The sequence below is a fragment of the Arthrobacter sp. CAN_A214 genome, assembly GCF_015751955.1.
Lineage (GTDB): Bacteria > Actinomycetota > Actinomycetes > Actinomycetales > Micrococcaceae > Arthrobacter_D.
The window spans coordinates 109,257-132,946 of the sequence record NZ_JADOUU010000008.1 but is presented as its reverse complement, the minus strand read 5'-3'; the positions used below and the strand labels follow the sequence as shown (position 1 = coordinate 132,946).

Annotated in this window: 24 protein-coding genes; 17 read left to right on the top strand and 7 right to left on the bottom strand. The window is 65.5% G+C overall.

The annotated features are described in order from the left end of the window. Nucleotides 1–3: 3 nt before the first annotated feature. From trhO to proC, 6 genes are all read left to right on the top strand, one after another. On the top strand, nucleotides 4–930 hold the full coding sequence (trhO, locus tag IWX65_RS09500) for an oxygen-dependent tRNA uridine(34) hydroxylase TrhO (protein ID WP_196882377.1): 927 nt from the start codon (nucleotides 4–6) through the stop codon (nucleotides 928–930). Then, complete coding sequence (locus IWX65_RS09495; RefSeq protein ID WP_196882374.1) at nucleotides 927–2,510, top strand: DUF7059 domain-containing protein; 1,584 nt, start codon at nucleotides 927–929, stop codon at nucleotides 2,508–2,510. The genes trhO and IWX65_RS09495 overlap by 4 nt, the downstream gene beginning before the upstream one ends. Nucleotides 2,511–2,626: 116 nt before the next feature. Further along, nucleotides 2,627–5,374, top strand: coding sequence for a type I DNA topoisomerase (topA, locus tag IWX65_RS09490; RefSeq protein WP_196882372.1), 2,748 nt, complete (start codon nucleotides 2,627–2,629; stop codon nucleotides 5,372–5,374). A gap of 61 nt (nucleotides 5,375–5,435) precedes the next feature. Further along, nucleotides 5,436–6,449 (top strand): Ppx/GppA phosphatase family protein, encoded by a 1,014-nt coding sequence (locus tag IWX65_RS09485; protein ID WP_196882371.1) that lies wholly within the window; start codon nucleotides 5,436–5,438, stop codon nucleotides 6,447–6,449. Between the two features lies 1 nt (nucleotide 6,450). Further along, nucleotides 6,451–7,248, top strand: coding sequence for a sugar phosphate isomerase/epimerase family protein (locus IWX65_RS09480; RefSeq protein WP_196882370.1), 798 nt, complete (start codon nucleotides 6,451–6,453; stop codon nucleotides 7,246–7,248). Nucleotides 7,249–7,466: 218 nt separating this feature from the next. Beyond that, complete coding sequence (gene proC, locus IWX65_RS09475; RefSeq protein ID WP_196882369.1) at nucleotides 7,467–8,330, top strand: pyrroline-5-carboxylate reductase; 864 nt, start codon at nucleotides 7,467–7,469, stop codon at nucleotides 8,328–8,330. Here the strand turns inward: proC and IWX65_RS09470 are convergent. From IWX65_RS09470 to IWX65_RS09460, 3 genes are read right to left on the bottom strand one after another with little or no spacing between them, the layout of a single operon-like run. Beyond that, nucleotides 8,290–9,510 carry a glycosyltransferase 87 family protein gene (locus IWX65_RS09470; protein ID WP_196882368.1) on the bottom strand — a complete coding sequence of 407 codons (1,221 nt, stop codon included), beginning with the start codon at nucleotides 9,508–9,510 and terminating at the stop codon, nucleotides 8,290–8,292. The genes proC and IWX65_RS09470 overlap by 41 nt on opposite strands. Before the next feature lie 20 nt (nucleotides 9,511–9,530). Next, complete coding sequence (locus IWX65_RS09465) at nucleotides 9,531–10,199, bottom strand: potassium channel family protein (RefSeq protein ID WP_026532943.1); 669 nt, start codon at nucleotides 10,197–10,199, stop codon at nucleotides 9,531–9,533. After that, the gene (locus tag IWX65_RS09460) at nucleotides 10,192–11,604 is read right to left on the bottom strand and encodes a TrkH family potassium uptake protein (RefSeq protein WP_196882365.1); all 1,413 of its coding nucleotides are present in this window, start codon (nucleotides 11,602–11,604) and stop codon (nucleotides 10,192–10,194) included. Before IWX65_RS09460 ends, IWX65_RS09465 begins: the two co-directional genes overlap by 8 nt. A 127-nt stretch (nucleotides 11,605–11,731) precedes the next feature. Here IWX65_RS09460 and IWX65_RS09455 point away from each other — a divergent pair, with 127 nt between their 5' ends. The 4 genes from IWX65_RS09455 (at nucleotide 11,732) to IWX65_RS09440 (ending at nucleotide 14,284) form a co-directional block, all read left to right on the top strand. Then, the gene (locus IWX65_RS09455; RefSeq protein ID WP_442859183.1) at nucleotides 11,732–12,934 is read left to right on the top strand and encodes an acetoin utilization protein AcuC; all 1,203 of its coding nucleotides are present in this window, start codon (nucleotides 11,732–11,734) and stop codon (nucleotides 12,932–12,934) included. A 68-nt stretch (nucleotides 12,935–13,002) separates the two neighbouring features. Further along, nucleotides 13,003–13,614, top strand: coding sequence for a metalloregulator ArsR/SmtB family transcription factor (locus tag IWX65_RS09450; protein ID WP_196882363.1), 612 nt, complete (start codon nucleotides 13,003–13,005; stop codon nucleotides 13,612–13,614). A gap of 165 nt (nucleotides 13,615–13,779) precedes the next feature. Continuing rightward, nucleotides 13,780–13,986, top strand: coding sequence for a helix-turn-helix domain-containing protein (locus IWX65_RS09445; protein ID WP_196820751.1), 207 nt, complete (start codon nucleotides 13,780–13,782; stop codon nucleotides 13,984–13,986). A gap of 199 nt (nucleotides 13,987–14,185) precedes the next feature. Continuing rightward, nucleotides 14,186–14,284, top strand: coding sequence for a 30S ribosomal protein bS22 (locus IWX65_RS09440; protein WP_003792170.1), 99 nt, complete (start codon nucleotides 14,186–14,188; stop codon nucleotides 14,282–14,284). 193 nt (nucleotides 14,285–14,477) lie between these two features. Here the strand turns inward: IWX65_RS09440 and IWX65_RS09435 are convergent, their stop codons facing one another. After that, entirely contained in the window at nucleotides 14,478–15,290 is an 813-nt protein-coding gene (locus IWX65_RS09435; RefSeq protein WP_196882362.1) for an HAD family hydrolase, read from the bottom strand. A gap of 64 nt (nucleotides 15,291–15,354) precedes the next feature. Between IWX65_RS09435 and IWX65_RS09430 the strand changes: the two genes are divergently transcribed. Together IWX65_RS09430 and IWX65_RS09425 are read left to right on the top strand one after the other, a co-directional pair. Further along, nucleotides 15,355–15,618 carry a glutaredoxin family protein gene (locus IWX65_RS09430; protein ID WP_196882360.1) on the top strand — a complete coding sequence of 88 codons (264 nt, stop codon included), beginning with the start codon at nucleotides 15,355–15,357 and terminating at the stop codon, nucleotides 15,616–15,618. A 158-nt stretch (nucleotides 15,619–15,776) separates the two neighbouring features. Next, entirely contained in the window at nucleotides 15,777–16,472 is a 696-nt protein-coding gene (locus IWX65_RS09425) for a redox-sensing transcriptional repressor Rex (protein ID WP_334683779.1), read from the top strand. 14 nt (nucleotides 16,473–16,486) lie between these two features. On the opposite strand, the gene IWX65_RS09420 is transcribed toward IWX65_RS09425, so the two are convergent. Both IWX65_RS09420 and IWX65_RS09415 read right to left on the bottom strand, forming a co-directional pair. After that, nucleotides 16,487–17,158, bottom strand: a complete 672-nt coding sequence (locus tag IWX65_RS09420) for a hypothetical protein (RefSeq protein WP_196882358.1) — start codon at nucleotides 17,156–17,158, stop codon at nucleotides 16,487–16,489. A gap of 208 nt (nucleotides 17,159–17,366) precedes the next feature. After that, nucleotides 17,367–17,918, bottom strand: a complete 552-nt coding sequence (locus IWX65_RS09415) for a YceI family protein (protein WP_196882357.1) — start codon at nucleotides 17,916–17,918, stop codon at nucleotides 17,367–17,369. A 157-nt stretch (nucleotides 17,919–18,075) separates the two neighbouring features. Between IWX65_RS09415 and IWX65_RS09410 the strand changes: the two genes are divergently transcribed. From IWX65_RS09410 to ccsB, 5 genes are all read left to right on the top strand, one after another. Further along, nucleotides 18,076–18,756, top strand: coding sequence for a histidine phosphatase family protein (locus IWX65_RS09410; protein ID WP_196882356.1), 681 nt, complete (start codon nucleotides 18,076–18,078; stop codon nucleotides 18,754–18,756). A gap of 60 nt (nucleotides 18,757–18,816) precedes the next feature. After that, entirely contained in the window at nucleotides 18,817–19,416 is a 600-nt protein-coding gene (locus tag IWX65_RS09405) for a TlpA family protein disulfide reductase (RefSeq protein ID WP_196882416.1), read from the top strand. Beyond that, nucleotides 19,400–20,212 carry a cytochrome c biogenesis CcdA family protein gene (locus IWX65_RS09400; protein ID WP_442859182.1) on the top strand — a complete coding sequence of 271 codons (813 nt, stop codon included), beginning with the start codon at nucleotides 19,400–19,402 and terminating at the stop codon, nucleotides 20,210–20,212. Before IWX65_RS09405 ends, IWX65_RS09400 begins: the two co-directional genes overlap by 17 nt. 61 nt (nucleotides 20,213–20,273) lie before the next feature. Further along, on the top strand, nucleotides 20,274–21,983 hold the full coding sequence (gene resB / locus IWX65_RS09395) for a cytochrome c biogenesis protein ResB (protein WP_334683774.1): 1,710 nt from the start codon (nucleotides 20,274–20,276) through the stop codon (nucleotides 21,981–21,983). Next, nucleotides 21,983–22,996, top strand: coding sequence for a c-type cytochrome biogenesis protein CcsB (gene ccsB, locus IWX65_RS09390; RefSeq protein ID WP_196882354.1), 1,014 nt, complete (start codon nucleotides 21,983–21,985; stop codon nucleotides 22,994–22,996). The genes resB and ccsB overlap by 1 nt, the downstream gene beginning before the upstream one ends. A 164-nt stretch (nucleotides 22,997–23,160) precedes the next feature. Here the strand turns inward: ccsB and IWX65_RS09385 are convergent, their stop codons facing one another. Next, nucleotides 23,161–23,676, bottom strand: coding sequence for a PLDc N-terminal domain-containing protein (locus IWX65_RS09385; protein ID WP_196882352.1), 516 nt, complete (start codon nucleotides 23,674–23,676; stop codon nucleotides 23,161–23,163). Nucleotides 23,677–23,690: the final 14 nt, after the last annotated feature.

Here is a 23,690-nt window from a genome sequence, read left to right as displayed (position 1 = left end):
TACGTGTCGATGAACCGGATTGCCCTGTATTACGCCTTCACTCCGCTCGCGGATCCGGAAGCCGTGAAGCTGTGGCAGAAGACCCTGTGCGAGAGCCTCGGGCTCCGCGGCCGCATCCTCATTTCGAAGGACGGCATCAACGGCACCGTGGGCGGTGGGCTCGACGCGGTCAAGCAGTACGTCAAGGCCACCCGCCTCTACCCGGCGTTCAAGAAGATGGACATCAAGTACTCCGACGGCGGTGCTGATGATTTCCCGCGCCTCAGCGTCAAGGTGCGGAACGAAATTGTCTCCTTCGGCGCTCCCGGGGAACTGAAGGTCGACGCCGACGGCGTGATCGGGGGCGGCGTGCACCTGAGGCCCGAAGAGCTGCACGCACTTGTCGATACCAAGCGGAGCGCAGGGGAGGAGGTCGTCTTCTTCGACGGACGCAACGCACTCGAGGCGCAGATCGGACGCTTCCGGAACGCCGTGGTGCCCGAGGTCTCAACGACGGCGGACTTCGTCGCCGAACTCGAGTCCGGAAAATACGACGACCTGAAGGACAAGCCCGTGGTGACCTACTGCACCGGCGGGATCCGCTGCGAGGTGCTCTCGAGCCTCATGCTCAACCGCGGCTTCAGTGAGGTGTACCAGCTGCAGGGCGGCATCGTGCGTTACGGGGAAACCTACGGCGACAAGGGCCTGTGGGAGGGGTCGCTGTACGTCTTCGACAAGCGCATGCACCTCGAATTCAGCGACGACGCCGTGACCATCGGCAAGTGCGTTCGCTGCCAGGCGCCCACCAGCAAGTTCGAGAACTGCTCCAACCAGGCGTGCCGCAACCTCACCCTCTACTGCTCCGACTGCGCTGCCCGGCCCGCAACACTTCGCTGCCCGCAGGGCTGTGAGACCGACGATGCCGAGGCCACCGCTGCCGGAGCGGCGTGAGGCACGACACCGCCACCGCCCCTTCCAGCCAGGATCCCGGGCTGCTCGTCGCGCTGGCAGCTGATCTCGCTGCCGCGGACTACACGGTCGACGGCGTCGATGCGCTGCTCGGCCCCGAGGCATCAGGGGCCCTGAGCCGCGACCAGCTGGTCCCGGCCCTGCTGCAGTGCCGCGCTGCGCTGGAACGGGACCCTGCCGAACGCACTCCCGTTCCTGCGGTGCTCCTGTGGCTGCTGGGCCGGGAGCTCCCCGAGGACCAGCTGGACGCCGCCTTTCCCATCCTGAAGGTCGCAGGGCTCGCCGCACTGCGCCTGATCGAGCCCGCGGGCGCGGGTTGGCGCGCCGCCGTCGAGCTCCGACCCTACGCATCCGACGTCGGCGGGGACCTCTGGGTGGCGAGTGACGTGGGCGCGGCCCAGCGACCGGGCGCACTGCGCTCCGATCATGTGCTGGGCATCGGCGGAGCGTCGCTTACGCTGGCGCGATCGGTCATCAGGAAGCCCGTGGACACCGCGCTGGATGTCGGAACGGGATGCGGGATCCAGGTCTTCCACCTGCTGGCCCACGCTCGGCACGTCACCGCCACCGATATCTCCGAGCGCGCGCTGGCGTTTGCCCGCTTCAACCTGCTGCTCAACGCGGACGCGCTGTCGATCGATCCCGCACGGCTGGAGGACCGTGTGTCGCTCCGCCTCGGCAGCATGCTGGAACCCGTGGCTGACGAAGTGTTCGACCTCGTGGTGTCCAACCCGCCCTTCGTGATCACGCCGCGGCGCCCGGGCGGAGACCGGTACACGTACCGCGACGGCGGACTGGCGGGGGACGACGTGGTGTCCTCCCTCCTCCAGTCACTGCCACAGGTCATGAAGCCCGGGGGATCGGCACAGCTGCTCGGCAACTGGGAGATTCCGTCGGGCGCCCGCTGGAACGACCGGCTCCGTGCCTGGTTCGGGGACGACGTCGATGCCTGGGTGATCCAGCGGGAGCAGCTTTCGCCTGTGCAGTACGCCGAAACCTGGCTGCGTGACGCCGCCGAGAACCGCGACCCGGACTCCTACGTGGAACGCTACCGGGAGTACCTCACCGACTTCGGGATGCGCAGTGTCGAGGGGATCGGCTTCGGGATGGTGTGGCTCCGCCGTCCCGTCGGGGAGAGGAAGCGCACCGTCTTCCGGTTCGAAGAGGTGACCCACGAGGTGGAGCAGCCGCTCGGCCCGCACCTCGGCGCCGCCGTCGCGCGGGAGGACTGGGCAGCGGCGCAGGGCAGGAATTCCGGCTCGGGCCTGGCCGGGGCGTACCTCCTGGTCGCCGACGACGTCACCGAGGAGCGCCACCAGCGCCCGGGCGCCGAGCACCCCGGAGTGATCCTCCTGCGGCAGGGCGGGGGCCTTCGACGCACCACACTGCTGAGCACCGAACTCGCCGGGTTCGCCTCCGCATGCGACGGCGAGTTGACCGCCGGCCAGATCGCCGGTGCGCTCGCAGCTTTGCTGCAGCGCCCTGAGGCCGGGTTCATTCCGGGGCTTCTCGCGGAAGTGGAGCACCTGGTCATCGACGGCTTCCTGATTCCGGCGGCCTAACCAAAGCGGCTACCCTAGTGCAGGTACGCAGAACGCATACTGGTGAGGCCCAGCAGCGGTGTTCCGTCCGGAAACCCTCGACGCGCTGGTGCAATGAAACCGTACCTAGGAGTGAAGTGCCCACAAAGGCCACGGATAAAAAGCACGGCAAGAAGCTCGTTATCGTAGAGTCCCCCGGAAAGATCAAGACCATTGCGGGCTACCTCGGCGAGGGCTTCGAGGTCGCTGCATCCATGGGGCATATCCGCGATCTGCCGCAGCCCTCCGACCTTCCCGCTGAGATGAAGAAGACCTCGCTCGGCAAGTTCGCCGTCGACGTCGAGAACGGTTTCGAACCGTACTACGTGGTGTCATCGGACAAGAAGAAAAAAGTGGCGGAACTCAAGGCCGCACTGAAGGACGCCGACGAGCTGTACCTCGCAACTGACGGTGACCGCGAAGGCGAAGCCATTGCGTGGCACCTCCTGCAGGTCCTCAAACCCAAAGTGCCCGTCCACCGCCTCACCTTCCCCGAAATCACGAAGGAAGCCGTTCAGCGTGCCCTGCTGGAAATGCGCGACGTCGACATGCCCATGGTCGACGCCCAGGAAACCAGGCGCATCCTCGACCGGTTGTACGGCTACGAGATCTCCCCCGTCCTCTGGCGCAAGGTGGCCCGCGGACTCTCCGCCGGCCGTGTGCAGTCCGTGGCCACGCGGCTCGTGGTCGAGCGGGAACGGGAGCGCATGGCGTTCCGCACGGCGTCGTACTGGGACCTGACCGGCACGTTCACACCCGTTGACGAGTCGAAGGGTTCGGCGTTCCCCGCGAAGCTGGTGGCCGTCGACGGAAGCCGTATCGCCTCGGGCAAGGACTACTCAGACCGCGGTGAGTTGAAGGCTGCGGGGACGGTCCGCCTCGACGAGGAGTCCGCCCGCTCACTCGCCGCAGGCCTTGCGAGCGCGAACTTCGCCATCCGCTCCGTCGACACCAAGCCGTACACCCGCCGCCCTGCCGCGCCGTTCACGACGTCGACCCTCCAGCAGGAGGCGGCGCGCAAACTCCGCTTCTCCTCGAAGATGACCATGCAGGTGGCACAGCGCCTGTATGAAAACGGCTACATCACCTATATGCGTACCGATTCGCCCGCGCTGTCCGATCAGGCGGTGAACGCGGCGCGCCGCCAGGCGTCCGAACTGTACGGCGCCGAATATGTTCCCGAGGCGCGCCGCGTCTACAAGGGCAAATCGAAGAATGCGCAGGAAGCGCACGAGGCAATCCGACCCGCAGGGGATTCCTTCCGCACGCCGGCGCAGGTCGCGAAGGCGCTGCGCGGTGACGAGTTCCGCCTGTACGAGCTGATCTGGAAGCGCACCGTCGCATCCCAGATGGCCGACGCCAAGGGCTCGACGGCGTCACTGCGGCTCGGCGCCGTCAGCGCTGACGGCCGGGACGCCGAGTTCTCCGCCTCCGGCACCGTCATCACCTTCCGCGGCTTCCTCGCCGCCTACGAGGAGGGACGTGACGCCGACCGCAACGCGGACAGCGACGACGACGCCGCCCAGGGCTCGCGCCTCCCGAACGTCACCAAGGGTGATTCGCTCGGGGCGACCTCCGTCGAGGCAGTCGGCCACGAGACCTCGCCGCCGCCGCGCTACACCGAGGCTTCCCTCGTGAAGGTGCTCGAGGAGCGGGGGATCGGGCGCCCTTCCACCTACGCCGCCACCATGTCCACCATCATGGATCGTGGCTATGTGAGCACACGCGGGCAGGCCCTGGTGCCGACCTGGATCGCCTTCTCCGTGGTCCGGCTGCTCGAGGAGCACTTCCACAACTACGTCGACTACGACTTCACCGCCGAACTCGAGGAGGATCTCGACCGCATCTCGCGTGGAGAGACCAAGCGCGTCGAGTGGCTGGACTCCTTCTATTACGGCGACCGCAAGGAGACCGGCCTCCACACCATCGTGAACGACCTCGGCGAGATCGACGCGCGGCGCATCAATTCGATCGAGATCGCCGAAGGCATCACGTTGCGCGTGGGCAAGTTCGGTCCCTACCTCGAGAAGCCGCTGCCCGACGACGCCCCGGAGGGCACCGAGCCGCAGCGCGCCAACGTACCCGAGGACCTCGCCCCGGATGAGCTCACCGCCGAGAAGGCGATCGAACTCATGGAAACCCCGGTCTCCCAGGAACGGATGCTGGGAACCGACCCCGGGACGGGGCGCGAGATCGTGGCCCGCGAGGGGCGCTACGGCCCCTATGTGATCGAGCTCATTCCCGAGCCCAGTGCCGAGGATCTCGCCAACCAGCCCGTGGAGTACTACAAGAACGGCAAGCCCAAGCCCCCGAAGAAACCGGCCAAGGTCAAGCCACGCACCGGCTCGCTGTTCAAGACGATGACGGTGGACACCGTCACCCTTGAGGATGCCCTGAAGCTGATGAACCTTCCGCGGGTGCTCGGTGTGGACGCCGAGGGCAAGGAGATCACAGTGCAGAACGGCCGATTCGGGCCCTACCTCAAAAAGGGCAGCGATTCCCGGTCGATCGGGTCGGAGGAGGAGATCTTCACCATCACCCTCGAACAGGCGCTCGAGATCTACTCCCAGCCCAAGCAGCGCGGAGGCAGGGCCGTCACGCCGCCGCTCGCTGAATTCGGCGACGACCCGACGAGCGAGAAGCCTATTGTGGTGAAGGACGGGCGGTTCGGTGCCTACATCACCGACGGCGTCACGAACATCACCGTGCCCGGTTCCATGGCCATCGAGGAACTGACGCGGGAGCAGGCCATCGATATGCTTGCCGAGAAGCGGGCGAAGGGCCCGGCGCCGAAGAAGACCACCCGGCGCGCTCCTGCGAAGCGCAAGGTAGCCGCGGGCAAGTAGGCGTACTGTTCGAAACCGGATCAGATGATTTTCGAAGGAGCAGTTGGAAGGTGCCCGAAACATGCGGCTAGGTGTGCTGGACATTGGATCGAACACCGTGCATCTGCTCCTGGTGGATGCCCACCCCGGGGCGAGGCCGGTTCCCTTCGCCTCCCATAAGAGGTCCCTGCAGCTCGTGGCACACCTTGATGCGGAGGGCAGCATCACGGACCACGGGCAGGACGAGCTTGTGGGTTTCGTGCGGGAGGCCCGGGAGTTCGCGCGCCGGCACGATGCCGAGGACTTCCTCGCGTTCTGCACCTCGGCCATCCGCGAGGCGGCGAATGGACCGGCCGTGCTGGCAAGGGTTCAGGACGAGACCGGAGTGGACCTGCAGGAGTTGTCCGGCGACCAGGAGGCATCGGTCACCTTCCAGGCGGTACGCCGCTGGTACGGCTGGGGCGCGGGTTCCATCCTGAACCTCGACATCGGTGGTGGTTCCTTCGAGATGGCCATGGGTTCCGATGAGCTCCCCGAGCTTGCGCTGTCCGTTCCGTTGGGAGCTGGACGGCTCACCCGCAACTGGCTTCCGGAGGACCCGCCGTCGGCGAAGAGCGTCAAGGAGCTTCGCAGGTACATCCGATCCACGCTCAAGGACGCAGCCGAGCAGTTCGCACCACTCGGGCGTCCGGACCTCGTGGCGGGAAGCTCGAAGACCTTTCGGTCGCTGGCGCGCATCGCCGGGGCCGAGCCCTCGGCCGCCGGGCCCTTCGTGAGGCGTGAGCTCCGCCTCGAAGACCTGAAATTGTGGACCAAGAGACTCGCTGCCATGCCCGCCAGGGACCGTATCAACCTGGACGGTGTATCCGACATGCGGGCCTCACAGGTTCTGGCCGGCGCGTTGGTGGCCGAAGCTGCCCTTGAGCTGTTCGATGTGCCGTCCATGGACATCTGCCCGTGGGCCCTGCGTGAGGGACTCCTGCTCCGCCGATTCGACTCGAAGATGTTCGAGGCCGAGCATCCCCTTCCCGGTATCGGTGTGGGACATGAGCAGCTCGATTCCCGGATCCGGTCCGTCTCGAAGGGCGGCGGCTGAGATGGCGTCCGATTCCGGCGCAGCGGTCATTCCTGTCGCCTTGTCGAGCGCCTCGGTCTACCCCCTCGCCGTGCACGATGCCTTCGCACTGGCGCAGGACCTCGGGTACGACGGCGTCGAGGTCATGGTGACGAACAACCACGTCAGCCAGAGCCCGGACATGCTCACTGTCCTGAGCGAACGGTACGAGCAACCCATCCTCGCCATCCACGCACCCACTCTGCTGCTCACCCAGCAGGTATGGGGCAAGGCATGGACCAAGATCGAGATGTCGGCGGCAATGGCGGCGGAGGTGGGTGCCGCTACGGTGGTCACGCATCCGCCGTTCCGGTGGCAGACGGGTTACGCCGAGGAATTCGCCGAGGGAATTCAGCGGGTGGCTGCGGAGTACGGGGTGGAAATCGCCGTCGAGAACATGTACCCGTGGAAGGTCCGGGGCCGCGAGGCCAAGGCTTATCTGCCGCACTGGAATCCGGTGCCGGAGCCGTACGACGCCGTCACCTGGGACTTCTCGCATGCCGCCATTGCGGGCATGGATTCATTCGAGGAGATCCGGGGCCTTGGCAGCCGGCTCGCGCATGTTCACTTGACTGACGGAACACCCAACGGCAGGGACGAACACCTCCTGCCCGGGCAGGGACAGCAGCGGTGTGCCGAGTCATTGGGGTTCCTCGCAGAATCGGAGTGGAAGGGCGTGGTGGCGGTCGAGGTCAGCACCCGCAAGGCCCGGGGGGCGGGGGAGCGGGAGCAGTGGCTCGCCGACACCCTCGCCTTCGCCCGGAGACACCTGAGCTCCTGAAGCCCGCAGATAACCGGAGAAGTAGTTAAAAAGGAATGGCGCCGGCGCTGTCCAGGTGTTGGGGGAATCACCTGTTGCCGCCGGCGCCGGATCGGATCAGGAAAATCCGGTCTCACTCGCACCTTCATGAGGTACTTCAAACCGTACGACCCGAGGTTGTGACGCAACAGGACATTTGCTGGGAGAAGGCTGGGAAAGCTCCATGGCAGGATGGGCGTATGACGAATTCTGAGGCCCGGTACGTTACTTTCCTTGGTTGCGGCTCCATGAACGAGGCGATTCTCGGCGGGCTGCTCACCGCCGGTCTGGAGAAATCCTCCGTCACTGCAACCGTGCGCCGGGCGGACCGTGCAGCGGAACTCCGGGAGCGGCACGGAATCACCGTGCTCGCCACCGCCGAGGACGCACAGGCGAACAGGGCAGCGGTGGCTGCTGCCGACGTCGTCGTGATCGGTGTCAAGCCGGTGGGCGTGGTGTCGCTGGCGCGCGAGATCGCTTCGGCGCTCAAGCCCTCCGCGCTGGTGCTCAGCGTGGCGGCCGCCGTTCCGATCGACCTGATCGAGGACGCGCTGAATGACGGGCAGCCGGTCATCCGTTCCATGCCGAACACGCCGTCGCGCCTCGGAAAGGGCGTGTTGTCGATTTCGGCCGGAACCCACGCCGGCCCCGAGCAGATGGAGCGGGCGCGTGCTCTCCTGGCATCTGCGGGAACCGTGGTGGAAGTTCAGGAGCAGCAGATCGATGCCGTGTCAGCAGTCAGCGGCTCAGGGCCCGCCTACGCTTTCTACCTCGCCGAGGCGATGGCCGCCGCGGGAGAGCAGCTGGGCCTTGACGGGAAGCTGTCCAGGTTGTTGGCCAGGGAGACCGTGGCCGGAGCGGGCTTCATGCTCGCGGAGGAGGGGGCCGATGCCACCGCACTCCGGCGGGCGGTGACGAGCCCCAATGGAACTACCCAGAGTGCCCTGGAAACCTTCGAAGCACTCGGGCTGATGGACCTGATTGCGGCGGGCGCGCGTGCCGCAACCGAGCGGGCAGCGGAAATTACGGTCGAGCTCCGCCGGGGGGCCCGGACGGGAGGCTGAGGCGGGGCCCGAGCCACAGCACCAGCAGGGCAACGGGCAACAGGACGCCGAGGCTCGTGAAGAGTTCAAGGGCCGGCGGGCCATCGCCGGACACCCGCCCCGTAAGGATGAGCGTCACGGTGATCGACGAAAACATCATCACCGGCAGGAGGAGGGCCACGAACGCCACTTCCACCACGCGCGTCGTCCCTGCATGATTTCTCGCATGGACCCAGGCGGCGGGGATCAGGAGGGCGATCCACACCCAGTGGTGGAACCAGGAAATCGGGGAGATGGCGAGCATGACGACGGCGTTGGCGGTGACGGCGCGAACGAGGTCGCCGTCGTCCTCCGCGCGGCGGATCGCTGCGTAACCGAGCGCGATCACCGCGAGGCTCCCAAGGATCCAGAGGGAGCGCTGCAGGGCGCCGCTCGCCCCGAGATGGGCGAGGAAGGCGTTCAGCGACACGTTGTAGATGTCCGTGGTGTCACCCACGCGTGCCGGATCGCCGATGGCACCGAACCAGAACCGGGCCGACTCCCGGGGAGCCGCGAGCCAACCGATCCCCACGGTGGCGAGGAACCCGGTACCCAGGGCGAGGATGGCACGCCAGTCCCTGCGTACGAGGAAGATCAGGCCGAAGGCGAGTGGCGTCAGCTTGATGCCGGCCGCGATGCCGATCAGGAACCCGCGCGGCACGCGACCGGGCGGCCGAAGGAGGTCCGCGACGATCAGCACGAGGATCAGGGGGTTGATCTGGCCGAAGCCGAGCCCTTCCCGCCACGGGCCGCTGACCCCGATGAGGAGCACCAGGAGGACCAGCACCGTGGCCTTGCCCCACCGGGTGCTGGCCCACAGCGGAAGCGCCTGCCGGTCTGCCAGGTAGCGGCCGACCCACCGTGCCACGACCAACAGGCAGGCCAGGGAGACGGCGGTCACCACGACCAGTGCTCCTGACACCGGGAGCAGGGCAAGGGGTATGAAGACCAGTGCGGAGAACGGCGGATAGGTGAAGGGAAGGCTGCGGGTGTCCGTCTCGATCAGGGATGGATCATAGAGCTGCTGGTCGCCGGCCATCCCGAGCAGGGCGAGGGCGCCCTGCCGGTACACGAGGAGGTCGAGGCCATGAATCTGCGCGGAGAGGACAACCAGTGCGAGCGCCGCCCCCAGACCTGCGAGGAGGGCCGATGCACGCGGCACGGGCGAATCTGGGCCGGGCGTCAGGGACGGCCCGCAAAACGCTCGAGAAGGTCCACGTGCCCCGAGACGATCAGCATGTCACGGCTTGAGACTTTCGTGTCGGCGCGGGCGTAGGTGAAGTCCTCCCCGGGGGATTTCACTCCCACCACCGTGACCCCGTACTTGGACCGGACACTGGATTCGGCGAGAGTGAAGCCCTGCGTTTCCTTCGGCGGATACATCTTCACGATCGCGAAGCCGTCGTCGAACTCGATGAAATCGAGCATCCGGCCACCCACCAGGTGAGCGGCCCGCTGGCCGGCATCGGCTTCGGGGTAGATCACATGGTTGGCGCCGATGCGCTTCAGAATCTTCCCGTGGGAGGGCGTGATCGCCTTGACCCACAGGTGATCGATACCGAGGTCCACGAGGTTCGCGGTGATCAGGACGCTCGACTCGATCGAGGTTCCCACACCGACGACGGCGGCGGAGAACTCCTGGGCCCCGAGCTGGCGGAGGGCATCGAGGTTGGTGGCGTCGGCTTCGACCACATGGGTCAGGATGCCCGAAAACTTCTGCACCAGTTGAGGATCCCGCTCGATCGCCAGCACCTCGCGGCCCTGTTTCACGAGCTGCTCGGCCGTGGCAGCGCCGAAACGCCCCAGGCCGATCACCAGGACCGGTGCGTTATGTGCTGGTCTTTCAGCCAATGATTGGCCTCTCTTCCGGGTAGTGGTACAGCGTGCTGCGCTGGCGAAGTGCGAGGGCGGACGCCAGGGTGATGGTTCCCATGCGTCCCGCGAACATCAGGGCCGACAGGACGTACTTGCCCGACGGCGGGAGCTCGGCACTGAGGTTGGTGCTGAGCCCGCATGTGGCGAAGGCGGAGATCACCTCGAAGAGGACACGGTTCAGTTCCTCGCCGGAGATTGCGAGGATCACTCCGGTCGCCACAAGGACCAGCGTTGCACCCATGAAGATCACCGAGATGGCTACGCGCATGGCGCCCGGGGGAATGGTCCGGCCCCACGCCCGGACGTCGGAATCACCACGCGCTTCGGCAACGATCGCGAGGAACATGACGGCGATGGTGGTCACCTTGATGCCGCCCGCCGTCGACGCCGACCCACCGCCGGCGAACATGAGTGCATCGGTGAGCAGCATGGTGGTGGAATCCATGGCGCCCTGATCCACGAGGTTGAAGCCTCCGGACCTGGTCATGACGGAGGCGAAGAGGGCGTGGATGACCTTGTCGGATGCGCTGAGGTTGCCGATGGTCCGCGTATTCGCCCACTCCAGGGCCGCCCACGCGATGGTTCCCACCACAAGGAGGATCAGTGAGACGGCAATCGTGAGTTTGGTGTGCAGGGTCCACTTCCGGTAGCGCCACTTGAGCTGGAGAAGCACCATGATGACCGGAAAGCCGAGGCTACCGAGGAAAACGCCGACCATCAGCGGAACCAGGATCCACAGGTCCGTCTCATAGGGCACGAGGCCGTCCGAGTGGGGAGTGAAGCCGGCATTGTTGAAGGCCGAAATGGAGTAGAAGATGCCGTGCCAGACAGCCTGCCAGAACGGTTCGCCCAGCACCATGAAGCGGGGAATCATCACCACGGCCAGCACGATCTCAATGGCGATCGAAGTGGTGATGACGATCCGCAGCAGGGTACCGACCTCGCCGAGTCGGCTGGCATTGTTCAGAGAGGCCTGGGCAAGCAGCTTGCCCCGGACGCCGAGGCGCTTGCTGACCACCAGCGCCAGCATGGAGGCAAGGGTCAGGGTGCCGAGGCCTCCCACGAAGATCCCGAGAAGGATGACCAACTGACCGAAGAATGACCAGTGGGTGGCGGTGGAGACCACCGTGAGCCCGGTGACGCAGACCGCAGAGACAGCGGTGAACATGGCATCATGCAGGGGCGTGGCCGTGCGGTCCGCTGTGGCTGCCGGAAGGCTGAGGAGTGCCGTGAAGACCAGGATGACGGCGGAGAAGATGAACAGGGCGAGCCGGGCGGGTGATGAGTTGGCGAAGGAGTCGAGGAAATCCCGGATCTTGCCGAGGAGCCGAAAGTACCCGCTCTGATTGCCGCTCAGCCACCGCGGCTGTTGACTTACCATTGACGCCCGCTCTGCCCCGTTGCTGTCTGCGCCGCGGAGGCGGCGTCGAAAAGGTCCTCCGAGTAGTAAATCACTTCCACTGTGGCTTCGTGGTCAGGAATTTCCTGAATCGCGTACCCTGTCCTTGATGTCTAACCACTCCGCACCCGCGCTTCCGACACAGGTCGTCTGGGATGAATCCATGCTTGCCTACAATTTCGGTGGGCACCATCCGATGAATCCCGAGCGGCTTGCGCTGACCGCCCTGCTCGCGCAGGACGCCGGTCTCCTGGAGCTGCCGGCCGTGACGGTGGAGCAGCCCTTCGTTGCTGAAGACAGCGAACTGGCGGCAGTTCACAGTGCTGAATACATCTCCGCTGTCCGCGAGGTGAGTTCGAATCCCAGCGACGCGCGGCCGGAGTGGGGGCTCTGTACCGACGACAACCCCGGCTTCCTCGGTATGCACGAGGCGAGTGCGAGGCTGGTGGGCGGTTCCCTCCGGGCCGCCGATGCCATCGTCTCGGGAAAAGCGGTGCACGCGGTGAATTTCGGTGGCGGCATGCATCACGCGGCGCGGTCGAAGGCGAGCGGATTCTGCATCTACAACGATGCCGCTGCAGCCATCCAGCGACTGCTTGACCGTGGGGTGCAGCGAGTGCTCTACATCGACGTCGATGCGCACCATGGAGACGGAACGGAAAGCATCTTCTGGAATGACCCGAGGGTTCTGACGATCTCCCTCCACGAGACCGGAATGAGTCTTTTCCCGGGCACCGGTTTCGCCAATGAGACCGGTGGCGCGCAGGCCGAGGGATATGCCGTCAATGTCGCCCTGCCCACTGTCGCCGGTGATTCCGCGGTGCTGCGCGCGTTCCACGCCGTCGTTCCGCAACTCGCGGGGGTGTTCTCACCGGAAGTCATCGTCAGCCAGCACGGGTGTGATTCCCACACCACCGATCCGCTGACCAACCTGCGGTTGAGCGTGGATGCCCAGCACGCCATGATGCTCGCCGTGCGCGACCTCGCCGCGCAGTTCTGCGACGGCCGGTGGCTCTCCACAGGTGGTGGCGGGTACAACCTGACGAGCGTGGTTCCGCGATCCTGGGCGTTGCTGATAGCAGTGGCGGCGGGAGCGCCGTTGAACCCGAGAAGTCCGGTTCCTCAAGCCTGGCGGGATCATGTGCTCGAACGGTTCGGATCAGAGGCTCCGCTGCTGATGGGTGACGGCGCAGAGCTGTGGTGGCGATCCTGGGAAGTGGGCTATGACCCCAACGACGAGCTGGACCGCACCGTCATGGCCACGCGCAAAGCCGTGTTTCCCCTTCACGGGCTCGACCCCTGGTTCGACTAGGTCGCATTCCTCGGCTGGATACGGTGTTCGAAGATGCCCACAGGCGCATATATCGCTAGGGTAGGCAGATGATTATGGACGATGTATTTGCCGTCATCGCCGAGGGCACGCGGCGGGAGATCCTTGCCCGGCTCCGGGCAGGGGACAAATCAGTAGGCCAACTGGTCGAGGAACTGAACGTGAGTCAGCCGACGATTTCCAAGCATCTGAAGGTGCTGCGGGAAGCGGGTCTGGTGTCGATGAGGGCGCAGGGCCAGAAACGGTACTACGCGCTGGAGACAGCTCCACTGCACGGCATTGTGGAATGGCTCGATTCCTTCGCTCGGAATGACCCGCGGCTCGCGGACCACTCCGCGGCCGTCCCGAACGAAGGCGGTATGTCGGGCACGAGTCTGCCCGCGGAGGTTCCACTCGTGGACGGGGTGTCCGGGCGCGAGGAAACGGGGGACGTCCGGTCGGAGATCCTTGCCGCAGCGGCGCTGGCCGTCCCCGGATCGGATGCCGACCCCGCCCAGGCGGCGCCGCCAGGGCCGCCCGCAGGAGCCGGAGCGGACACCGGGCCCGGAAATCCACCCGAGGGGACCCGCCAGCAGCACCTCGGCAGGACCGTGGGACGGGCGGCGGAGCGCGCCGCGGACCTTCTGTCGCAGCTGCGGCGCAGGCGCGACCAGGAGCGCTGACCCCAGGTTATTTTTGCTCCGGGGGCTTCCTCTCGGATGCATGTCCAGCTACCATACGGCCTTGACGGAACAATTCACTTCCGCAGCGCGTTGTCCCGTATAGCAGCCGTGGCATCCCTGATGGTGCCGATTCAAGGGCCGGCCCTAGAGCAAAAGGATTGGTGGATGGCAGACGGGACGAACTTCTCGGATGTGTTGTATCTGACGGTGGCCGAAGTGGCCGAACTGATGCGGGTGTCGAAGATGACGGTGTACAGGCTCGTTCATGCGGGCGCGCTGCCCGCCGTCCAGTTCGGCAGGTCCTACCGGGTGCCGGAGTCCGCGGTCCAGGAGTATCTCGAGTCCGCCCGGGTGGACGGGCAGACCGCCTAGGGTGCGGTCCAGTTCCGCTCCAGCGACCGGGCACAGCGCCCGGTCAAGGTCCACAGCATTTGGCTGTACCCTGTTAAGGAGCGTTTTGGGCGGCTTTCGACTGCCGCTCATTCTTTTCCAATGTCAGCATCAGGCGGCCGTGGATCGGTCCCCGATCCGGTACGGTCCCTGAAAACCAACAAAAGTTTGTGAGGACTCTATGGGTTCAGTAATCAAGAAGCGCCGCAAGAGGATGGCAAAGAAGAAGCACCGCAAACTGCTCCGCAAGACCCGCCACCAGCGCCGCAACAAGAAGTAGGGCTGCGCGGCCCTCATCGGCAGCAGTGCCTCGCTCGCGTGGACGCTCTCGGTCTTCCCCGGTCCGTCGCTTCATCCAGTGATGATGCGGCGGGCCGGATGTCGTTAAGCTGCCAGGAGGCGCTCCGACGCCGGGCGCGGAAGTGGCGGTCAGTGGATGTGGAACCGGGAGCCGTCGGACTCGGAAGTGGCCCTCAGCGGGCGCGGAACCGGGAAAAGCTGCGCCAGAGGCCGTAGACGGCACCCGCGCCCGTCGCGGCCCGGAGGCCCAGCGTCGCCGCACGGCGACCGCTGCGGAAGTCATAGACCGGCCAGTTGTTGGCGCGTGCGTGGCGGCGCAGTCTGGTGTCTGGGTTGATGGCCACCGGATGGCCCACTACGGTGAGCAGGGGAATGTCGTTGAAGGAATCGCTGTAACCCCAGCACTTCGCAAGATCCAGGTTCTCCTTCGCTGCGAGGTCGACAACCGCAGCCGCCTTCGCGGGTCCGTGCAGGAAGTCACCCACGAGATTTCCCGTGTACAGCCCTTCGGCAACCTCCCCGACGGTACCAAGCGCTCCGGTCAGGCCGAGGCGGCTCGAAATGACACTGGCCACCTCCACGGGAGTGCCGGTGACGAGCCAGACCTGGCGGCCGGAACTCAGATGCTGCTCGGCGAGCGCTCGCGCCCCGGGCCAGATCTTCGACGCGATCATCTCGTCGTAGACCTCCTCTCCGAGGGCAAGGATGTCGGCATGCGCAATCCCGATGGCGAAGGCAAGCGCTGCATCCCGCACGGAGTTGACGTCGGTCATGGTTTCCCCGCGCATGATGAAGCGGAGCTGCTTCCACGCGAGGCCGGCGGCGAACCGCAGGGTGAAGGCCTTGCGCTGGTACATCTTCCGCGCAACGTGGAACAGGCTGGCGCCGCGCATCAGGGTGTTGTCGACATCGAAGAAGGCCGCCTCGCCGGGCGCACGGCCCTGCCGCGTCGAGGCGGGCGTCGTGCCCCAGGTGGCTGCCGGCATAGCTTGAGTCTAAGTCCTTGCTAAGCGGGCGCCGTTCCACCGGCAGGAGAGTAGTTTGGGTTCCATGGACGCATTGCCCACGGAGAGCGAAACGAAGGACGTCGTGCTGCTCACGCGGCCGGATTGCCATCTCTGCCAGGAGGCGCGGGACGTGGTGGAGCGCGTCACGGCGAGCCTTGGGCTCGGCTGGGCGGAGCAGTCGGTGGTCGGCGCCCCCGATCTGCTGGAACGGTTCGCCGAAGAGCTTCCGGTGCTGTTGATCAACGGCGTGCAGCGGGACTTCTGGGTCATCGATGAGGCACGGCTCCGAAAGCTTCTCGGGGGCTGAGCGCGCTTTCGGCGGAAGCCGGGGGCCCGGCTTGGTGGGTCTGTACCAGCGGCATAAAGTGGTGGTACTTCCGCGGATCGCCAGGCACGCGGATGGGGGTGCCACTCCCGGCAATACCAGGCGACGCAATGGAGCAGACACAAGTGACGACGTCGAACATGCAGGGGCTTCACCCGGTAGGCGATGGCGGACGCGAGATTCCGCCAGCGTCTCTCACCCGGCTGACCATTTATCTGCGCGCACTGAACTCGCTGCTGGCCGAGGGTGTTGAACGGGTTTCCTCCGAGGAGCTGGCCGACGCCGCGGGAGTCAATTCTCCGATGGTGCGCAAGGACCTCTCCTACCTCGGCTCGTACGGCACAAGGGGCGTGGGCTACGAGGTTCAGTACCTCAACCGGCAGATCGCGACGGCGCTCGGCCTGACGCTGGATTGGCGCGTCGCGATCATCGGGGCGGGCAACCTGGGCCGGGCACTCGCAGGATACTCGGGCTTCGTCTCCCGGGGTTTCGAAATCGTGGCGCTCTTCGATGCCGACCAACTGGTGGTGGGGACCGAAGTGGGATGGCTGCGGGTGAGTGCCGTAGAGGATCTCGAGGTGGTGCTTGAGCGTACCCGTACCAACATGGCTGTGCTTTCGGTGCCCGCAGCCGTGGCCCAAAAGTTGTGCGACCGCCTCGTGGAATCGGGGATCACCAGCATTCTCAGCTTTGCTCCGGTGGTGCTTTCGGTGCCTGCCCACGTGCAGTTGCGCAAGGTCGACATGTCCACTGAGCTGCAGATTCTTGCCTATCACGCACAACGTGCGCAGGAACCGGAACTTCCCCCGGTGTCCGACGCACGCTCCGCGCCGTAGTCCCGTCCCGTCCGCTAGTATCCCAGCGGGCGCTTCGCGAAGTATTCGTTCGACGGCTTCAGGTAGCACAGCACGATACCGGCGATGCCGAGCAGTACCGAGATGGCAGCAAGGAAGCCCGACGCGATGCCGAAGATCGACAGGGCAGCGAAGACGGTGCCGGTGATGCGGGCCCAGTTCTTCCCGCGGCGGATCATCACGGCGATCAGGACATACAGGGCCAGTGAGATGAGCGCGACCACGATGACGATGGTGGAGATCAGGCTGGTGAGCGAAGCGGGATCCAGCCCGGATGCCTCGAGGTCGGCGAGCTGGTCCGGCGTGATCGCACCCAGCGGGTTCAGGGACATGAAGACGGAGGCGAACAGGTTGACGACCCCCGCAGCGATGATGAGCCAGTAAGCGGTATTGACCTTCTGCGGAGCCGGACCCTTCGCTTGGACCGGCATGCCGGTTTGTCCGCCCGGGTAGGAGTAGCCGGGCTGGCCATATGGTCCCTGTTGCCCGTACTGCGGTGGCTGGGGGGTGTTCTGCCCGTACTGCGGTGGCTGGGGGGTGTTCTGCCCGTACTGCGGTGGCTGGGGAGTGTTCTGCCCGTACTGCGGTGGCTGCGGCATGTTCTCGCCGTACTGGGGACGCTTCGGATCCTGGGGGTCGCTGCCTGGGGTGTTCGCCGGCGTACTCATGGAGGCTTCCTTCCTCGTGCTGGACGTCTGTCTGCGAGGTCCGCACCAGGCACCTGCACCGGAAGCGGATCCCTGTCCCCTATCCTGCACCTTTTGGCGCGGGTATGCGTTAACGGCGGCAGCCGCCGTCGTACCCACGTCGGGCGCGACGGCGGCTGCAGGCGTCGGGTTCTGCTAACCCGGCGCCGGGCCGGGGCGTAAGCAGTTGCTATGCGGCGGCAGGAGCTACGAACGCGGCGTCGACGGTGATGGTGACCTTGTCGCCGACGAGCACCCCGCCGGCTTCGAGGGCTGCGTTCCAGGTCAGGCCGAACTCCTTGCGGGAGATGGTCGTGGAGCCGGAGATGCCGGCGCGGGTAGCACCGAACGGATCAACAGCGACACCGTTGAACTCGGTTTCCAGTACCACCGGCTTCGTGATGCCACGGATGGTGAGATCGCCCTGGATCTCGTAGGTTTCACCGGCTCCGGTCACGGAGGTGGAGACGAACGTCATCTCGGGAAACTGCTCGACGTCGAAGAAGTCGGCACCCCGTACGTGGCCGTCGCGGTTCTCGTCACCGGAGGAGAACGACGCCGTCTTGATGGTCGCCGTGACCTTGGAGTCCTCGAGGCTGGGGCCCACCTGCAGTGCCGCGTCGGTTTCCGTGAAGCTGCCGCGGACCTTGCTGATGCCCGCGTGGCGGACGCTGAAGCCGATTTCGCTGTGCGAGGGGTCGAAGGCCCAGGTGCCGGCGGTGAGTCCTGAAGGAATGCTCATGGTGGATCTCCTTGTGGTGGTGTGGGAAGTCGTTACACCCATATAAGCATGCATTTGCATCTTTTATTCCATCCGTCAGTTAAATCTTCAACAATTTTGGCCGACGGCCGACAAGGGGCAATTTAACGCCCGGCAGGAACTCTGGGAAACTGGGATCATGCCCCTAGCAACCGTCCACCTGGTGCGCCATGGTGAGGTCCATAATCCCGACGGCGTCCTCTACGGAAGGCTGCCGGAGTTCCACCTGTCCGAGCTGGGCCAGCGGATGGCCGAACAGATGGCGAGTTATTTCGGGGAGCGAAGGAACGACGGCGCCAACCTGGTGTATCTCGCCGCCTCGCCGCTGACGCGGGCGCAGGAAACTGCGCAGCCCCTCGCCGCGGCCCTGAACCTCGACGTCCACACCGAGGAGCGGATCATCGAGGCCGAGAACCGTTTCGAGGGCATGTCCGGCGTCAAGAGCAGATTGAGACAGCCCCGCTACTGGCCGCTGCTGGTCAACCCTCTGAGGCCGTCCTGGGGTGAACCCTATGCGGCGCAGGTCACCCGGGTCATGGAAGCGGTGCACCACGCCCGTGCTGCCGCGATCACCCTTGCGTCCGGCAATACCGACCCCGAACGGCCGGCGGAGGCGGTCCTCGTCGGTCATCAGTTGCCCATCTGGGTCACGCGACTGGCAGCGGAGCGGCGCAGGCTGTGGCACGACCCCCGGCAGCGTGAGTGCACGCTGACCTCCGTCACGTCGCTGGACTTCTCGGATGAGACCCTCGCGAGAGTCCGTTATGCGGAGCCGTGCGCTGATCTCCTGCCCGGTGCGGCGAATGTCCCCGGGGCGTAATAGAATTACTACACGTTGTAGAAAACTGTGAAAGAAGCCGTGAACACACCGAATCCCGCCATGGCCCGCCGCTCCCTCCTGAAGTTCGGAGCCGCACTTGCCGTAGGCCTTCCTGCTTCAGTGGCCCTTGCGTCGTGCGCTGCCGAGGACCCGCTGGCGCAGCAGGCCGCAGCCGGAGACAACAAGAACTATATTGCGGGCGACGGTTCGGTCACTGAATATGCGGTCGGCGAGCGCGGTGAGGCTGTCGACCTGACGGGGAAGCTCTTCGACGGAACCCAGGTGTCAAGCGCCGAGTGGACGGGCACCGTCACCGTCCTCAACTTCTGGTACGCCGCATGTGCGCCATGCCGCAAGGAGGCCCCGGACCTCGTTGCGTTGCACGACGAGTTCGAGCCGCAGGGTGCCCAGTTCTTCGGCGTCAACATCCGTGACGAACGGGCCACGGCCGAAGCGTTCGAGCGCAGCTTCGACATCCCCTATCCGAGCTTCGATGACCAGGACGGCGGCGTCCTCCTCGCCATGACGAGCTATGTGCCGCCGCAAGCCGTGCCGACAACCCTGGTTTTCGACAAAGCGGGCCGGATCTCGGCAAGAATTCTGGGCCTGGCGGAGCGAAGTACCCTCAAGGCCCTGATCCAAGATGCTCTCGCAGAGTAGCGCCGGCGCAGCGCCCGCACTCTCCCTTCCCTTGCTCTCAGCCGATAATTCCTTCGCCGATGCCGTCCTCAACGGGTCGATGCTCCTGGCTCTGCCAGTGGCCCTGCTGGCTGGGTTCGTCTCCTTTGCCTCTCCCTGCGTCCTACCGCTCGTCCCCGGGTACCTCGGCTATGTCACCGGCCTCACCGGGGTGGATCTCGAGCGGCAGCGGCGGGGGCGCATGTTCGCCGGCATCGGCCTCTTCGTCCTCGGATTCTCGGCGGTCTTCATGGCCTACGGTGCATTGTTCGGTGCGCTCGGCTCCTGGCTTCGGCTCTCCCAGGACTGGCTGATCCAGGTTTTCGGTGGAGTGGTCATCCTGCTCGGCGTCGTGTTCATCGGCGGTTTCTCCTGGTTCCAGCGGGAAAGCCGCATTCACGCGCGCGTGCCCGCTGGACTGATCGGCGCGCCGCTCCTCGGCGTCACGTTCGGGCTCGGCTGGGCTCCGTGCATCGGTCCCACCCTGGGAGCAGTGCAGCTGCTCGCCATCTCCGGTGATGATGCCAGCGCATTCAAGGGCGCGGTGCTGACGTTCGTTTATTGTCTCGGCCTCGGCCTTCCGTTCCTCCTCATTGCCCTCGGGGTCCGCCGGGGTATGGGGGCGGTGAAGTTCTTCCGAAAGCACCGGCTCGTGTTGCAGCGCTCCGGTGGAGGGATGCTCATCGCAGTGGGGTTGCTCATGGTCACCGGGGTGTGGAACCTGTGGATCACCGAGCTCCAGGATGTCCTCGTCAACAGCGTGGTGCTCCCCATCTAGCGCACTGCGCTCTACGCAGGAATCCAGCCAGCCAGGAACCACCACAGAAGAAAAGGTCAGAGTGACAAAGGAAAAGGAAAGCAGCCGGGAGGTACGGTCCGACGCCGTCCTGCCCGCGCTGGGATTCACCGGAACGCTGAGGTGGGCCTGGACACAATTGACCAGCATGCGCACCGCGCTGTTTCTGCTGTTGCTCCTTGCCGTCGCGGCAGTGCCTGGATCACTGTTCCCGCAGCGGTCGGCCAACCCCGAAGTGGTGACGCAGTACATCCAGGACAACCCGGATACCGGCCCCGTCCTGGACTGGTTCCAGCTTTTCGACGTCTATTCCTCGGTCTGGTTCTCGGCCATCTACCTGCTGCTGTTCATCTCGTTGATCGGGTGCGTGATTCCACGCGCGATGGCCCATGGACGGGCCCTGCGGTCACAACCGCCGCGGACACCGAAACGACTCTCGAGGATGCCGGTCTATGGAACTCTGGAGATTCCGGCGGCCCGGGCTGCGGAGTCGGGGATCACGCCGTCGTCAGCTGCCGCCGACGCCGCTGCCGTCCTCAAGAAGCGCGGGTACCGCGTGGAGGTGAGGGATGCCGGAACCGATCGCCCCTCGGTGGGAGCCGAACGTGGGCTGTCGAAGGAGCTGGGGAACCTTGTCTTTCACACTTCGCTGATCGGGGTGCTGGTTTCGGTGGCCGTGGGAAGCCTTTTCGGGTACAACGGGCAAAAGGTGATCGTGGAGGGTGACAGCTTCGTCAATACCCTCGTTGGTTATGACTCGTTCACGCCGGGTTCGAACTTCTCGGGAGACCAGCTTGAGCCCTACTCCATCCGGCTGGACGCCTTCGACGTGCAGTTCGACCGTTCCCAGCCCACCAACTACGGCTCCCCGATCGACTTCACCGCGAACGTCACCACGCAGGACGGGCCCGGTGCGGAGCCCGAGGAGCAGGTCCTCAAAGTCAACGATCCCATCACCATCGGCGGGACCAGCGTTTACCTGGTGGGGAACGGTTACGCGCCGGTGGTCACCATCCGTGACGGCGAGGGCAACGTCGCGCTGGAAGGCCCCGTCGTCTCGGTACCCTCGGACGGCCTCTACACCTCGCTGGTGGTCATCAAAGCCCCTGATGCGAAGCCCGAGCAGCTCGGGTTCGTGGGTTTCTTCCTGCCCACGGCGTTCGTTGATGAGGCTGGGGTGTCCTTTTCCAGGGATCCCGATCCGTTCAACCCCCAGCTGAACCTCAACGCCTACTACGGCGACCTTGGGCTGGATGAAGGGAATCCCAAGAACGTCTACGTGCTCGACACCGAGGACCTCACCGAACTCAACAGTCGCACCAGCGAAAACGGCGGCATCACCCTCGGTGCCGAAGAGACCTACGAACTGCCGGAGGGCAAGGGATCCATCACCTTCGAAGGCCTCCGGCGCTACGTTGCCCTCGACGTCCACCACGATCCGGGGCAGCTCGGGGCGCTGGTGTTCTCGACCCTCGCGCTGACGGGGCTCTCCGCCTCGCTGTTCATCGGACGGCGGAGGCTGTGGGTGCGGACGGGGGCGCATGCCGACGGCCGCGTGATGGTTGAGTACGGGCTCCTGGCCCGTGGCTCGGACCATCGGCTGTCTGGCGAAGCGAAGGCCGTCGAGGGTCTTCTCGCAAAGCGCTGGCTGGTGCAGCAGCAGCGCACAGGCGAAAATGAATTGCAGACCGCGGGAGCGCGCGCCGCCGGTTCCGGCACTGGGGAATCCCACAACGATGCTAAGGACAAGTAATGCCAAGCGTTAACACTGAACTGGGCGGGATCAGCGAGCTGTTCATGCTCCTCGCCTCCATCGCCTACATGGCGGCGTTCGTCTTCTTCGTGCTGGACCTGGTGAAGTCGAGCAAGACCATCAGCGGCGTCGAGGCCCGGCTTGCGCAGGAGCAGGCTGTGCTGACCGGAGTGGGTGGGCGGTCGGGTACGTCCGCCGTGGTGCCGCCCGACGTCGCGACCGCCGATGACTCGATGGACTATGGCTCTGGTCGTCCGAGGTCTTCAGCCCGCATCGCGGTAGCACTGACAGTGGTCGCCGCCGCCATACATGGCGTGGCCGTCGTCACCCGCGGCTTCGCAGCGAATCGGGTTCCCTGGGGCAACATGTACGAGTTCTGCACCACGGGAGCCTTCTTCGTCGCGGTGATCTTTTTGGTCACCCTCACCCGCAAGGATCTGCGCTTCGTCGGATCCTTCGTGATCGGCCTCGTGGTGTTGATGCTGTGCGCCGCGACCGTCGGATTCCCCACCCCCGTGGCGAGCCTCGTTCCAGCCCTCCAAAGCTACTGGCTCGTGGTCCACGTGTCAGTGGCGGTGGCGTCGTCGGCCCTGTTCACGATCACGTTCGCCATGTCCATCCTCCAGTTGGTGCAGACCTCGCGTGAAGCGAAGGTTGCTGCCGGGCGACCCGACAATGCAAAGTTCATGCGGGTTGTTCCCTCCGCCCTCAGCCTCGAGAATCTCTCCTACCGGCTGAACGCGATCGCCTTCGTGGGTTGGACGTTCACCCTGATCGCCGGTGCCATCTGGGCCGAGCAGGCGTGGGGTCGGTACTGGGGCTGGGACGTCAAGGAAGTGTGGACGTTCGTGATCTGGACCGTCTACGCCGGATACCTGCACGCGCGCGCCACCCGCGGCTGGACCGGTACGCGCGCCGCGTGGCTGTCGATCATCGGCTACCTCTGCATCGTGTTCAACTTCACCATCGTGAACATCTACTTCTCGGGGTTGCACAGCTACTCGGGGGTCTAGCCGAGCGGAGACCGGCCGAGTGGAGACCAGCGGAGCGGGTTGTCGCGGGACGTGCGCACTGGCGGTGGGTGTTGACGCCATACCCCCGCCGTTGCTGCGCTGCTCTCCGGGGCTACGCATGGCGGGCAGCGCGCACCCTTCGGCGTTGTCGTCCTTCGGGCCGGCTAGGGGTTCTTGGGGCGCTCGGCGTCGGTGCTGGCGGGTCCGGCGTCGTCGTCCTTCGACTGTCCCTTGACGGGGTTGACCGGGTTGACCGGGTTGACGGGGGTGGTGGAGTTTCCCGGAGTGGCGGTACCGCCGGCTTTTCCGCCGTCGCTGGTGCCCTTCTTCTTTTTCGCCTCCGCCTCGCGAGCCTTGAGCTCCTGTTCCTTACGGCGCCGTTCCGTTTCTCGGGCTTGCTGGCGGCGCTTGGTCTCCAGGTTCTGCAGGAACTGGGGGTCGTCGTCAGGGGCGGTCGGATGCCGGCGGGCGGGCCGCGGAGGGCCGGGCGGGGTGGAGCGCGGACGGCCGAAAAGGAACCACATCGCGGTCCCGATGAGGGGCAGCAGAAGAATGATCACGAGCCAGGCGGGCTTCGAAATGCTGCGCACCTCATGCCTTTTGCTCATGATGCAGTCAATCAGTGCGTAGATGATGACGGCGACTCCGAGAATCGCCAGAAAGAGCAAGAGGCGCGGCATACTCCAAGTGTAGG

What these genes read in the sequence shown, in the direction of transcription:
- IWX65_RS09415 (WP_196882357.1), bottom strand. Translation starts at nt 17,918, where the DNA reads ATGAGCATTCCTTCAGGACTCACCGCCGGCACCTGGGCCTTCGACCCC.
- IWX65_RS09480 (WP_196882370.1), top strand. Translation starts at nt 6,451, where the DNA reads ATGGCGTCCGATTCCGGCGCAGCGGTCATTCCTGTCGCCTTGTCGAGC.
- IWX65_RS09405 (WP_196882416.1), top strand. Translation starts at nt 18,817, where the DNA reads ATGGCCCGCCGCTCCCTCCTGAAGTTCGGAGCCGCACTTGCCGTAGGC.
- IWX65_RS09435 (WP_196882362.1), bottom strand. Translation starts at nt 15,290, where the DNA reads ATGCCGGCAGCCACCTGGGGCACGACGCCCGCCTCGACGCGGCAGGGC.
- IWX65_RS09455 (WP_442859183.1), top strand. Translation starts at nt 11,732, where the DNA reads ATGTCTAACCACTCCGCACCCGCGCTTCCGACACAGGTCGTCTGGGAT.
- IWX65_RS09445 (WP_196820751.1), top strand. Translation starts at nt 13,780, where the DNA reads ATGGCAGACGGGACGAACTTCTCGGATGTGTTGTATCTGACGGTGGCC.
- IWX65_RS09460 (WP_196882365.1), bottom strand. Translation starts at nt 11,604, where the DNA reads ATGGTAAGTCAACAGCCGCGGTGGCTGAGCGGCAATCAGAGCGGGTAC.
- proC (WP_196882369.1), top strand. Translation starts at nt 7,467, where the DNA reads ATGACGAATTCTGAGGCCCGGTACGTTACTTTCCTTGGTTGCGGCTCC.
- IWX65_RS09485 (WP_196882371.1), top strand. Translation starts at nt 5,436, where the DNA reads ATGCGGCTAGGTGTGCTGGACATTGGATCGAACACCGTGCATCTGCTC.
- IWX65_RS09450 (WP_196882363.1), top strand. Translation starts at nt 13,003, where the DNA reads ATGATTATGGACGATGTATTTGCCGTCATCGCCGAGGGCACGCGGCGG.
- IWX65_RS09430 (WP_196882360.1), top strand. Translation starts at nt 15,355, where the DNA reads ATGGACGCATTGCCCACGGAGAGCGAAACGAAGGACGTCGTGCTGCTC.
- IWX65_RS09400 (WP_442859182.1), top strand. Translation starts at nt 19,400, where the DNA reads ATGCTCTCGCAGAGTAGCGCCGGCGCAGCGCCCGCACTCTCCCTTCCC.
- IWX65_RS09440 (WP_003792170.1), top strand. Translation starts at nt 14,186, where the DNA reads ATGGGTTCAGTAATCAAGAAGCGCCGCAAGAGGATGGCAAAGAAGAAG.
- IWX65_RS09410 (WP_196882356.1), top strand. Translation starts at nt 18,076, where the DNA reads ATGCCCCTAGCAACCGTCCACCTGGTGCGCCATGGTGAGGTCCATAAT.
- ccsB (WP_196882354.1), top strand. Translation starts at nt 21,983, where the DNA reads ATGCCAAGCGTTAACACTGAACTGGGCGGGATCAGCGAGCTGTTCATG.
- IWX65_RS09385 (WP_196882352.1), bottom strand. Translation starts at nt 23,676, where the DNA reads ATGCCGCGCCTCTTGCTCTTTCTGGCGATTCTCGGAGTCGCCGTCATC.
- IWX65_RS09425 (WP_334683779.1), top strand. Translation starts at nt 15,777, where the DNA reads ATGCAGGGGCTTCACCCGGTAGGCGATGGCGGACGCGAGATTCCGCCA.
- IWX65_RS09420 (WP_196882358.1), bottom strand. Translation starts at nt 17,158, where the DNA reads ATGAGTACGCCGGCGAACACCCCAGGCAGCGACCCCCAGGATCCGAAG.